The following is an 11034-nucleotide window of genomic DNA, read 5'->3' as shown; positions in this document are numbered from 1 at the left end:
CCCGCACCGGAACTCCGGTGCGGGGCCGCCTTTCGTGCGGGGTGCGGGATCAGAAGCAGCGGACCGACGTCGTCGGCTTGACCTGCAGGGAGCTGGACTCGTCACGCTGGCCCACGCCGTTGCCGTCGCTGCCGTCGTCCGACAGCCGGTCGTGGGTCACGTAGCTGCCCGGGTTCACACAGAAGTTGAAGCTCTGGTAGCCGGGGTCCTTGAAGTAGTGGCTCTCGTAACCGCCGGTGCTGGAGTTGCTGGCCGACCACGAGTTGTCGTTCACCACGGCACCGCTGGGGTAGAACGCGTCGTCCCGGAAGTCGGCGTCGCTGTTGAAGTAGTTGTGCGCGGAGGTCCCGATGCTGCCCTCGAAGACGCAGTGGTAGCCCGCGGGGCAGTTGGGGCCGGCCGACGCGGACGAGGCGGTCGCGATGCCGCCGCCCACGAGGAGCGCGGTCGCGCCGACGAGGACCGCGGCCTTCCGGCGGAGGCCGGACTTCGGGTGGGTCGTGGACATGGTTGATCTCCCTCTGGTGTCTGGGGAACATCCGCTCCTGGGACCAGCAGCGGAAACCTTGGGTGAGGCGGCTTCAGCCCCGGGTGCCGAGCACCTCGCCGGCCGCCTTCTCCTGCCGGGCGGAGAGCTTCCTCCAGTCCCGGCCGATGTCGGGGTGCTCGTCCAGCCACCGCTGCTGCACGGCGGCCAGCCGCTCGTACGCGGTGGTCAGGTACTCCGTCTCCGCCTTGCAGCGCAGATCCGCGGCGGCGACGGGACTGGTCCGCCGCTCCTCCGCCGAGCGCAGCGAGCGCTGCACCTGTACGGGGTTCAGGGCCTTGACCCCGGCCCGGTCCATGCACTCCCGCCAGCGCGTGGTCACCGCACGGAACGCGGCGTCCTTCTCGACGTCCGCCCGGGAGTCCTCCTCCGCCTCGAAGAGCAGGATGCGCACCTGGAGCCAGCGCATCCGCCCGTCGCCGAGCACGCGTGTCTCCGCCTCGGCGAGACAGCCGTTGCCCGGGCGGGAGACGCTCAGCCGCTCACCCCTGGCGGTGACCCGCTTGGCCTCGTCGCCGAAGAGCGCCCGCGCGTACGCGTCGGTGCTCTCCGGGCTGCCGGGTCGGGGCGGCGCCTCGGGGGAGGCCGTGGGGGCGGCGGCGGGCGGAGCCGTGGACTCCAGGCCGAAGGGCTTCGGGAGCTCGTCGGTGCCCGCCGGGCTCTCGGGCGGGGGAGCGGGGGCGTACCTGTATCCGCGCGCCGCCATGCAGGCGACGGCGATCTTCCGCTGGGCCCGGGCGTCGCGCAGACGTGGGGTGAAGAGCAGACCGGTGACGGGGGGCAGTCGGTGCAGTGCGGTGAGCCGGGTCGTGTCCAGGGCCTTCGCCGGGGCGAGGGCGGCGGGCGGCCTCTCGGCCGTACCGGAGCATCCGGCGCTCACGACGAGGGCCGCACCGACGGCCAGAGCCCGTACGGAGCGCCTCCTCGACAGGGCCTCGGGCATTTTTCGGTCCACCGTCCTGTTGGGGATTCGTGCTGGTCAGCACCGGACGGCTCAGAGTCTGCAGGGACGGGGGGAGCACGGTGAACATGTGTGCGCTGGAGCGTAATTTCCCAGGTGGGAGGGGCTGAGGTGCTGCGCATTCACTTCACGGGGGAAGATCTCGCACGGATCCGGATCGCGAACGAGCCGGACCCGATGTGGGAGATGCTGCTCAGCCTGCACCGGCTGCAGAAGAAGGACGCGGGCGTCGTCCTGGGGCCGTGGCTGCGGGAGTCGCTGACGCGGATTCCCCCGACCACCAAGCTGTTGACGGCGCTCGTGCCTCCCGGCGGCATCGCCCCGGACTTCCTGACGCCCCCGGTCGGCGGGGGCCTCGCCGCCCAGGTGGAGGCGTTACGGTCCACCCCCGGACATCGACTGCTGCGCGATCTCAGGGGGTTCACCCGGCAGGGCGTGTCGCGGCGGCCGCCGACGTGGCTCCGGGAGCTGGCGGAGGGGGAGCCCGAGGGGATCGGCCGCGTCGCGGACGCGGCGCACGCCTACGTCGACGCGGTCCTCGGCCCGTTCTGGGAGCGCATCCGCGCGCAGGTGAGCCGTGACCGGGCGCGCCGCTCGACCCTGCTCGCGGAGGGCGGCTGGGAAGCGGTCCTCAGCACGCTCCATCCGTCCGTGCGGTGGGAGTACCCGGTGCTCCGGGTGGACGGCCCGGGCGACCGCGATCTCCACCTGGGCGGACGGGGTCTGCGGCTCCAGCCGGCGTTCTTCCGCCGCTGTGGGCCGCTCGTGCCCGGCGACCCGACCTTGCCCCCGGTCCTCGTGCATCCGATCGAGCGCGACATCCACTGGGCGACCCCGGGCGGGGGTCCGGCGGACGGGCAGGCGCTCGCGGCGCTCATCGGCCCGACCCGGGCCACGCTGCTGTCCGCGCTGGCCGACGGCGCGGCCAACACGGGTGAGCTCGCCCGCCTCGCCGGTACGACGGCGCCGAACGCCAGCCGGCACCTCACGGCCCTGCGCGAGGCGGCGCTGGTCTCCAGCCAGCGCCACCGCAACGCGACGCTCCACACGCTCACGGACCTGGGCCTGGCCCTCCTGGAGGGCGGAAACCCGCGCGTCCCGTTCTAGGGGGTGTCTTGCCGGTCAGGCCGGGCTCGGGCCCGTCCGGAGAGTCCCGCCTGTGAGGATCGCCACGAAACGGACAAACGATCACGTTTGGCTGTAACAGTGGGCCGAGTATCGACAACAGTGGGCCGAGTATCGACCCAGTCGCAGGGAGAACGTCCTTTGGCAGCCATCGCCCGATGGTGCGTCCGGCACCGTCTCGTCGCCGTTCTTCTCTGGCTGCTCGCCCTCGGCGGCGCCGGCACGGGCGCGATCCTCGCCGGCAACGCGTACTCCAACGACTACGAGGTCCCCGGCACCGAGTCCGGCCGGGCCACGGCCCTCCTCGAACGGGGCTTCCACGGTCTCGGCGGCGACACCGACACCATCGTCTGGCACACCGACCGGGGCAGCGTCCGCGCCGACTCCGTCCAGCAGCGCACGACCGCGATGCTCGACGAGGTCGCGAAGCTCCCCGGCATCGCCGCCGTCACCTCCCCGTACGGGGACGCCGGCGCCGGCCAGGTCAGCGAGGACGGCCACACCGCCTACGCCACCGTCACCTTCGACGCGCAGGCCGACGACATCCCCAAGGGACAGGCCGAGGCCCTCGTGGACACCGCGAAGGCCGCCGCGGACGAGGACCTCCGGGTCGAGCTCGGCGGCACCGCCGTCGCCCTCACCGAGGCCCCCGAGGGCCACATCGCCGAGGCCGTCGGCATCGCCGTCGCGGCCGTCGTCCTCTTCCTCGCGTTCGGCTCGCTCGCCGCCTCCGCGCTCCCCATCGCCACCGCGCTCGTCAGCGTCGGCATCGCGTACTCCGGGATCGTGCTCCTCGGCCACGTCATGACCGTCGCCGACTTCGCCCCCATGCTCGGCATGCTCGTCGGCCTCGGCGTCGGCATCGACTACGCGCTCTTCATCGTGACCCGGCACCGCAAGGGCCTCAAACGCGGTCTCTCCGTCCCCGAGGCCGCCGAGACGGCCGTCGCCACCACCGGCCGCGCCGTGGTCTTCGCCGGGGCCACCGTCTGCATCGCCCTCCTCGGCATGCTGATCCTGCGGCTCAGCTTCCTCAACGGCGTCGCCATCGCCGCCTCCCTCACCGTCGTCCTCACGGTCGCGGCCTCCGTGACCCTGCTGCCGGCGCTGCTCTCCCTCATCGGCATGCGCGCGCTCTCCCGCCGCGAGCGCCGCGCCCTCGCCGAGCGCGGCCCGCAGCCCGAGCTGCCCACGGGCTTCGCCGCCCGCTGGTCCGCGTTCGTCGAGCGCCACCCGAAGCTCCTCGGCGCCGTCGCCGCCGTCGTCATGGCGGTCCTCGCGCTGCCGACCCTCTCGCTCCACCTCGGCACCTCCGACCAGGGCAACAACCCGGCGAGCGCCACCACCCGGCAGGCGTACGACCTGCTCGCCGACGGCTTCGGCCCCGGCGTGAACGGCCCGCTCACCCTCGTCGCCGGGCTCGACGGCGCCGACGACCGCGTCGCCCTCGACCAGCTGCCGACCGCCCTCGCCGCCACCAGGGGCGTCGCCTCCGTCTCCCCGGTCACGTACAACAGCTCGGGCGACACCGCCGTCCTCACCGTCGTCCCCGACTCCTCGCCCCAGTCCAAGGCGACCAGCGACCTCGTCGACCGGCTCCGTACCGACGTGATCCCGAAGGCCGAGGCCGGGACCTCGCTCGACGTGGCCGTGGGCGGCGTCACCGCCTCGTACGACGACTTCGCCTCGATCATCGTCGGCAAGCTGCCGCTCTTCGTCGGCGCCGTCATCGCCCTCGGCTGCCTGCTGCTCCTGCTCGCCTTCCGGTCGATCGGCATCCCGCTCAAGGCCGCCGCCATGAACGTCGCCGCCGTCGCCTCCGCCTTCGGCATCGTCGTGGCGATCTTCCAGTGGGGCTGGGGGAGCGAGCTCCTCGGTCTCGGCAGCGCCGGGCCGATCGAACCCTTCCTCCCCGTGATCATGGTCTCCGTCCTCTTCGGGCTCTCCATGGACTACCAGGTCTTCCTGGTCAGCCGGATGTACGAGGAGTGGCTGGAGACCGGCGACAACCGGAGGGCGGTCCGGGTCGGCCTCGCCGAGACCAGCCGCGTGATCAACTCCGCCGCCGTCATCATGATCTCGGTCTTCCTCGCCTTCGTCCTCTCCGGCGACCGGGTCATCGCGATGTTCGGCATCGCCCTCGCCGCCGCCGTCGCCCTCGACGCCTTCGTCCTGCGCACCCTGCTCGTCCCCGCCCTCATGCACATGCTCGGCGGCGCGAACTGGTGGCTCCCGAAGTGGCTCGACCGGATCCTGCCCCGCATCAGCATCGAACCCCCGGAGTGCCGGGAGGCCGCCGACGCCCGTGCGAAGATCCCAGGGCAACGAGTGACGGTTCCGACCGCGGAGGAGAACGACGATGTTCGCGATATCGCTGGGTGACGACGGCGCCGAGCTGCGGCCCCTCGAACCCTGGCAGGCCGAGGAGTTCCTGGCGCACATGGACCGCGGCCGGGAGTACGTCGGCGAGCACATCGCCCTCCCCGACTTCGTCGCGGACCTCGACTCGGCCCGCTCCTTCCTCCGCTCGTACGCCGAGAAGGCGGCCGACGACGCCGGCCGGATCTACGGCATCTGGACCGACGGCACGCTCGTCGGCGGCGTCCTCTTCCGCTCGATGGACGTGCGGTACGGCGTCGCCGAGGCGGGCTGCTGGCTTGAGCCCTCCGCCGCGGGCAAGGGCCTGATCACCCGCGCCTGCCGGGTCATCATCGACTGGGCGATCGAGGAGCGCGGCATCCACCGCGTCGAATGGCACGCCTCCTCCAGGAACGAGGGCAGCATCGCCGTCGCCCGCCGTCTGGGCATGACCCGGGACGGCGTCCTGCGCGAGAACTACCCGCACCGCGGGGTCCGTACGGACACCGAGGTGTGGGCCGTACTGGCCCCGGAGTGGCGCGCGGCGAAGGCGGAGCGGGCTTCTTAAGGCCCCTCTCATGTGGGCGGCCTAGCGTGCGCCGCATGGACATCACGAAGACCGACGAGAAGCCCGCAGAGAAGCTCGACGAGCAGGCCGACGAGCAGGCCGAGGAGAAGACGGGCGAGCGGGACCAGGGCGCCGCAGGCTCCGACGCCGAGCTCGTGGACGCCACCGACGAGGACGGCACCGCCGGGGACGGCACCGACGAGGACGACGAGGACGACGAGCTCCTCCAGGTCACCGACCCCGGCTCCGGCCTCGGCGCAGCCGGTGCCGCCGTCGTCTCCGCCGCCCTCGGCGCCGTCGCCCTCACCGGCACCTGGGCCGGCAAGGTCGTCGCCGAGCGCGAGACGCTCATCGGCCAGATCAACACCTCCCAGAGCGGCAGCCCCGCCCAGCAGATCTCCGAGATCTACGGTGACGCCTGGCACAGCACCGCGCTCGTCAACGGCGTCTTCGCCTTCGCCGCGCTGGTCACCGCGGTCCTGGTCCTCGTCCTCGCCCGTCCCGAGCGCCCCGTCTGGGTCCGCGCGGTCGCGGTGGCCGGTGCCGTCCTGGGCGGTCTGGGGCTGCTCCTGTCGGTGGGTACCTACTTCGACCTGTTCCTGAGCCTGCCCACGACCGGATCCTGAGACGGCCTAAGGCATCCCCGGGGACCCTCTAAGGCCCCCCGTACCCCGAACATGCGGCACTCGCCCGATGTGACGGCACCCCCTGGCGGACGACAGTAGAGGCATCGCAAGGAGCGATACCGACACAGCGAAACGCCAGGGAGCACACGATGTTCGAGTACGAGCTGCACACCATGAACCACGCCCAGCTGGTCCGCGAGGCCGCCGCCCAGCGCCTCTCCCACGAGGCCGCCGAGACCACCGGCGCCGGCCGCGGCCGCGGCCTCTTCGGCCGCCGGCACGGAGGCCACGGCACGGAGGGGCGGGTGAGCGGCACCGACCGCGACCGTTTCGCCCGGGCCGCGTGACCCCCGTATGAGCGATGTCACGGACGGTTGTGCGATGCTCGGCGCCGTGGAGACCAGGTCAGTCAGTCCCGTCTTCGTCGGCAGGGCCGGCGAACTCACCGCCCTCACCGAGGCGCTCTCCCGCGCGACCGCGGGAGAGCCGCAGGCCCTGCTCGTGGGCGGTGAGGCCGGAGTCGGCAAGACCCGGCTCATCGAGGAGTTCCTCGACACGGCCTGCGAGCGGGACGCCGTCGTCGCCCTCGGCGGCTGCGTCGAACTCGGCGCCGACGGACTGCCCTTCGCCCCCTTCGCCGCCGCCCTCCGCGGACTCCACCGCAGGCTCCCCGAGGAGCTGAAGGCCGCCGCCGACGGCCAGGAGGGCGAACTCGCCCGCCTCCTGCCCGAACTGGGCGACCCCGGAAGCCACGACTCCGGCACCGACGAGGACTCCACCGCGCGCCTCTTCGAGCTGACCGTAAGGCTCCTGGAGCGGCTCGCCGCCGACCGCACGATCGTGCTGGTCCTGGAGGACCTGCACTGGGCCGACGCCTCCACCCGCCACCTCTTCACCTACCTCCTGCGCACCCTGCGGCGCGGCCGGATCGTGGTCGTCGCCAGCTACCGCGCCGACGACATCCACCGCCGCCACCCGCTGCGCCCCCTCCTCGCCGAACTCGACCGGCTCCGCACCATCCGCCGTATCGAGCTCCCCCGCTTCACCCGCGCCGAGGTCCACCGCCAGCTCACCGGCATCCTCGCCGCCGAACCCGACCCCGCCCTCGTCGAGGAGGTCTTCGCCCGCTCCGACGGCAACGCCTTCTTCGTCGAGGAACTCGTCGTCTCCCACGAGGCCGGCTGCGCCGTCGGCCAGCTCAGCGACTCCCTGCGCGACCTCCTGCTCGTCCGGGTCGAGACGCTCCCCGAAGACGCCCAGCGGGTCGCCAGGATCGTCGCCGAGGGCGGATCCACCGTCGAGTACGGACTCCTCGCCGCCGTCGCCCGCCTCTCCGAGGACGAGCTCATCGAGGCCCTGCGGGCCGCCGTCGGCGCCAACATCCTGCTCGCCGTCCCCGACGGCGACGGCTACCGCTTCCGTCACTCCCTCGTCCGCGAGGCCGTCAGCGACGACCTGCTCCCCGGAGAGCGCTCCCGCCTCAACCGCCGCTACGCCGAGGCCCTGGAGGCCGACCCCACGCTCGTCCGGGCCGACGAGAGGGCCACCCGCGTCGCCACGTACTGGTACCACGCGCACGACCCGGCGAAGGCCCTGCCCGCCGTCCTGCGCGCCTCCGTCGCCACCCGCAAGCGCCACGCGTACGCCGAGCAGCTCGGCCTCCTGGAACGGGCCATGGAGCTCTGGGACAAGGCCCCCGACGAGGTCCGCCGCGCCCTGCGGCCCATGGACTACGCCGAGGCCTACCCGCCCTGCGGCTGCGACCCCGAGACCACCCCCCTCGGCTACCTCGACCTGCTCGCCGAGGCCGCCGTCGCCGCCCGGCTCAGCGGCGAACGCGAACGCGCCCTGAAGATCGGCAAGATGGCCCTCAGGCTCCTCGACGCCGAGGACGTGGGCGACCCCCTGCGGGCCGCCTGGTTCTGGACCGAGAAGGCACGCCTCCAGTCCAACCTGGGCCGCGGCGACGGCTCGGAGGAGATCGCCCGCGCCCAGGAGCTCGTCAAGGGCCTCCCGCCGTCCGCCGTGCACGCCGTCGTCCTCGTCGGCGCCGCCGGCTGGGGCATGCTCCGCAACCCCGGCCCCGAGGCCCTCGCCGCCGCCGAACGCGCCGTCGAGTACGCCCGGCTGGTCAAGGCCGAGTCGATCGAGCTCAACGCCCGCCTCACCCTCGGCACCATCATGACCGCGGCCGGGGACGTCGAGGCCGGCCTGGCCGAGATGCACGCGGTACGGGAACGGACCACGGCCATCGGCCAGTACGGCGAGGCCTCCCGCGCCCACATCAACATCTCCTCCTCCCTGGAGTCCCTCGGCCGCTCCGCCGAGGCCGTCGAGGTCACGGACTCCGGCATCCGGCTCGCCCGCACCTACGGACTGGTCGACAGCGTCGGCTGGATCGAGGCCAACCGCGCCGAGTCCCTCGTCTCGCTCGGCCGCTGGGACGAGGCCCGCGAGACCGCCGAACGGCTCCGGTCCTCCGCGACCAGCACCAAGCCCCTCGGCTCGGCCTCCCTCCGCCTCGCCCAGATCGCCGCCGCCCGGGGCGAGACCGACGCGGCCGCCGCCCACCTCGCCGCCGCCCGCGCCGCCTACGGCGCCCGCGACCCCATCCCGCAGTACACCCTGCCGATGGCCCAGGTCGCCGTCGCCGTCGCCGCCGCCGAGGGCCGCGTCCTCGACGTACGGGCCGAACTCGCGGCCGCCGCGGAGGCCGGGTTCCCGCCCGGCACCCACCGCTACGCCTGGCCGCTCGTCCTCACCGCCGCCGTCGCCGAGGCCGACAGCCGGGGCCTGCCCGCCGCCGACGAGGGCCGCGCCGACGCGCTCGCCCTGATCCGCCGCTGCGTACGGTCCCTGGCGGCCCCGGCGCCCGTCTGGGCCGCGCACTCCCAGCAGGTCTCCGAGGAACTGGCCCGCGCCGAGGGCCGGGAGTCCGCCGCCCGCTGGGCGGAGGTCGTCGCCGCCTACGAGCCGCTCGGCCGCCCGGCCGAACTGGCCAGGGCCCGCCACCGCCTCGCCGACGCCCTCCTCGTCGAGGGCGGCCACCGGGAGGAGGCCGCGGCCCTGCTGCGCGAGGCCCGGGCCACCGCCGTCGCGCTCGGCTCCCGCGCGCTCCGCGAGGACGTCGAACTCCTCGCCGCCCGCGCCCGGCTCTCCCTGACCCCCGAGAAGCAGGCGCCCGCGGAGGCGGGCGACGACACCTTCGGCCTGACCCCCCGCGAACAGGACGTCCTCCGCCTCGTCGCGGCCGGCCGCACCAACCGGCAGATCGCCGAGGAGCTCTTCATCTCACCGAAGACGGCGAGCGTCCACGTCTCCAACATCCTCGCCAAGCTCGGCGTCTCCGGCCGGGGCGAAGCCGCCGCCCTCGCCCACCGCCTCCACCTCCTGGACGCCGACGCCGTCCTCTGACCCCTCCCCACCTGGCGAGCCCCCGCCCGACGGGTCCCCGTCCGGCGCCGGCGCCGGAGCGGGGAGCCGTATCGTGACACGGCCCGACAGCAGGTCCACCGGGCCGCGCGACGGGTCGGCGTCGCCAGGGTCCTCCCTGGTCAGGGCCTGTCTGCGGAGCTCCTCCTCGGTGTGTCTGCGACCGGGCGCGAAGAACTCCTCCAGTCCGCCGAACACGTCGGTCACCGCCTTTCCGTGTCAGTTCACCTCCAGCCGGAGGATCCTGTCGTCCCCGGCCTCGGGCGTGCCCCGCTGGTCGGTCTCGCTGGTCACCAGCCACAGCCGGCCGTCGCCCCCGGCGAGAACCGTCCGCAGCCGTCCGTACGCACCTCTCAGGAACGCCTCCGGCTCCCCGGACCGTTCCGTTCCGGAGAGAGCGATGCGCCACAGTCGCTCGCCGCGCAGCCCGGCCATCCAGATCGCGCCCCGCGCGTACGCGATGCCGCTGGGGGAGGCCTCCGAGGTCTTCCACTGGGCGACCGGGTCCACGAACCCCGCCCGGCCCGCCCGCCCCTCGACCGTCGGCCAGCCGTAGTTCCGGCCGGGCCGGACCAGGTTCAGCTCGTCCCAGGTGTCCTGACCGAACTCGGCCGCCCAGAGCCGCCCCGCGTCGTCCCAGGCGATCCCCTGCACGTTGCGGTGCCCGTACGAATAGACCACCGAGTCCGGGAACGGGTTGCCGGGCGCCGGACGGCCCTCGGGCGTCATCCGCAGGATCTTCCCGCCGAGCGAGGACCGGTCCTGCGCGAGCCCCGTCCGACCCGTCTCGCCCGTCCCCGCGTACAGCATCCCGTCGGGCCCGAAGGCGATCCGCCCGCCGTTGTGCACGAAGCCCTTCGGGATCCCGGTGAGCACCGGGTCCGGCGCCCCGAGCCGGTCGCCCTCCCCGCCTCCGTACCGCATCCGCACGATCCGGTTGTCGAACGCGGCCGTCAGGTACGCGTACACCCAGTCGTCCCTGACCGCGAGCCCGAGCAGGCCGCCCTCGCCGCCCTGGACCACGCCCGGCACCTCGCCGAGCGAGGTCTTCGCGCCGCTGCGGCCGTCGATCCGGGTGACGGTCCGCTCGTCCCGCGAGGAGACGAGCAGATCGCCGTCGGGCAGCCTCGCGAGCCCCCAGGGCGAGACCAGGCCCTCGGTGAGCGTGCCCGCCACGGTGACCCGCCCGTCGCGCGTCGCGGTGGGGGCGGCGGCCGGGGCGGAGGCGGTGGCCGAGGCCGTCGCCGGAGCCGTACCCGAAGGCGCGCCGCCTCCGCCGCCCCCGCCCGACGAGCAGCCCGCCACGAGCAGCAGCGCGGCGGCGCCCCACAGGGCCTTCAGCACAGCAGGACGGCTCATGGTCCGTTCCCCTTCGACGAGTTCGAGCGGCTTCCCCACCTTTGATACACCGCCCGAC

The 11034-nt window shown here is 73.7% G+C and carries 9 protein-coding genes and 1 pseudogene; 6 read left to right on the top strand and 4 right to left on the bottom strand.

Annotated features, from left to right (window positions below):
• Window positions 1–49: 49 nt before the first annotated feature.
• Together AB0G79_RS32025 and AB0G79_RS32020 are read right to left on the bottom strand one after the other, a co-directional pair.
• Window positions 50–508 (bottom strand): hypothetical protein, encoded by a 459-nt coding sequence (locus AB0G79_RS32025; protein WP_360812745.1) that lies wholly within the window; start codon window positions 506–508, stop codon window positions 50–52.
• 73 nt (window positions 509–581) lie between these two features.
• The gene (locus AB0G79_RS32020) at window positions 582–1490 is read right to left on the bottom strand and encodes a hypothetical protein (protein WP_360812743.1); all 909 of its coding nucleotides are present in this window, start codon (window positions 1488–1490) and stop codon (window positions 582–584) included.
• A 129-nt stretch (window positions 1491–1619) separates the two neighbouring features.
• On the opposite strand from AB0G79_RS32020, the gene AB0G79_RS32015 reads away from it, so the two are divergent.
• The 6 genes from AB0G79_RS32015 to AB0G79_RS31990 all read left to right on the top strand — a co-directional run bounded on the left by AB0G79_RS32015 (window position 1620) and on the right by AB0G79_RS31990 (window position 9599).
• Window positions 1620–2615, top strand: coding sequence for a winged helix-turn-helix domain-containing protein (locus AB0G79_RS32015; RefSeq protein ID WP_360812741.1), 996 nt, complete (start codon window positions 1620–1622; stop codon window positions 2613–2615).
• A 159-nt stretch (window positions 2616–2774) separates the two neighbouring features.
• Window positions 2775–5015, top strand: a complete 2241-nt coding sequence (locus tag AB0G79_RS32010; protein WP_360812739.1) for an MMPL family transporter — start codon at window positions 2775–2777, stop codon at window positions 5013–5015.
• Window positions 4993–5559 carry a GNAT family protein gene (locus tag AB0G79_RS32005; RefSeq protein ID WP_360812737.1) on the top strand — a complete coding sequence of 189 codons (567 nt, stop codon included), beginning with the start codon at window positions 4993–4995 and terminating at the stop codon, window positions 5557–5559. Before AB0G79_RS32010 ends, AB0G79_RS32005 begins: the two co-directional genes overlap by 23 nt.
• 35 nt (window positions 5560–5594) lie before the next feature.
• The gene (locus AB0G79_RS32000) at window positions 5595–6185 is read left to right on the top strand and encodes a hypothetical protein (protein ID WP_360812735.1); all 591 of its coding nucleotides are present in this window, start codon (window positions 5595–5597) and stop codon (window positions 6183–6185) included.
• A 149-nt stretch (window positions 6186–6334) separates the two neighbouring features.
• A complete protein-coding gene (locus AB0G79_RS31995) occupies window positions 6335–6532 on the top strand; it encodes a hypothetical protein (RefSeq protein WP_360812733.1) in 198 nt (65 codons plus the stop codon).
• Between the two features lie 7 nt (window positions 6533–6539).
• Complete coding sequence (locus AB0G79_RS31990) at window positions 6540–9599, top strand: AAA family ATPase (protein WP_360812731.1); 3060 nt, start codon at window positions 6540–6542, stop codon at window positions 9597–9599.
• A gap of 81 nt (window positions 9600–9680) precedes the next feature.
• Here the strand turns inward: AB0G79_RS31990 and AB0G79_RS31985 are convergent.
• Together AB0G79_RS31985 and AB0G79_RS31980 are read right to left on the bottom strand one after the other, a co-directional pair.
• Window positions 9681–9815, bottom strand: a pseudogene (locus AB0G79_RS31985) (DUF6191 domain-containing protein); the annotation flags it as partial.
• 21 nt (window positions 9816–9836) lie between these two features.
• Window positions 9837–10976, bottom strand: coding sequence for a PQQ-dependent sugar dehydrogenase (locus AB0G79_RS31980; RefSeq protein ID WP_360812729.1), 1140 nt, complete (start codon window positions 10974–10976; stop codon window positions 9837–9839).
• Between the last annotated feature and the right edge of the window lie 58 nt (window positions 10977–11034).

Source organism: Streptomyces sp. NPDC020807, assembly GCF_040641575.1.
Taxonomy (GTDB): domain Bacteria; phylum Actinomycetota; class Actinomycetes; order Streptomycetales; family Streptomycetaceae; genus Streptomyces.
This window is presented reverse-complemented; position numbering and strand designations above follow the sequence as displayed.

Coding starts and splice junctions, on each gene's coding strand:
- AB0G79_RS32025 (WP_360812745.1), bottom strand. CDS start 508: ATGTCCACGACCCACCCGAAGTCCGGCCTCCGCCGGAAGGCCGCGGTC.
- AB0G79_RS32020 (WP_360812743.1), bottom strand. CDS start 1,490: ATGCCCGAGGCCCTGTCGAGGAGGCGCTCCGTACGGGCTCTGGCCGTC.
- AB0G79_RS32005 (WP_360812737.1), top strand. CDS start 4,993: ATGTTCGCGATATCGCTGGGTGACGACGGCGCCGAGCTGCGGCCCCTC.
- AB0G79_RS32000 (WP_360812735.1), top strand. CDS start 5,595: ATGGACATCACGAAGACCGACGAGAAGCCCGCAGAGAAGCTCGACGAG.
- AB0G79_RS31995 (WP_360812733.1), top strand. CDS start 6,335: ATGTTCGAGTACGAGCTGCACACCATGAACCACGCCCAGCTGGTCCGC.
- AB0G79_RS31990 (WP_360812731.1), top strand. CDS start 6,540: ATGAGCGATGTCACGGACGGTTGTGCGATGCTCGGCGCCGTGGAGACC.
- AB0G79_RS31980 (WP_360812729.1), bottom strand. CDS start 10,976: ATGAGCCGTCCTGCTGTGCTGAAGGCCCTGTGGGGCGCCGCCGCGCTG.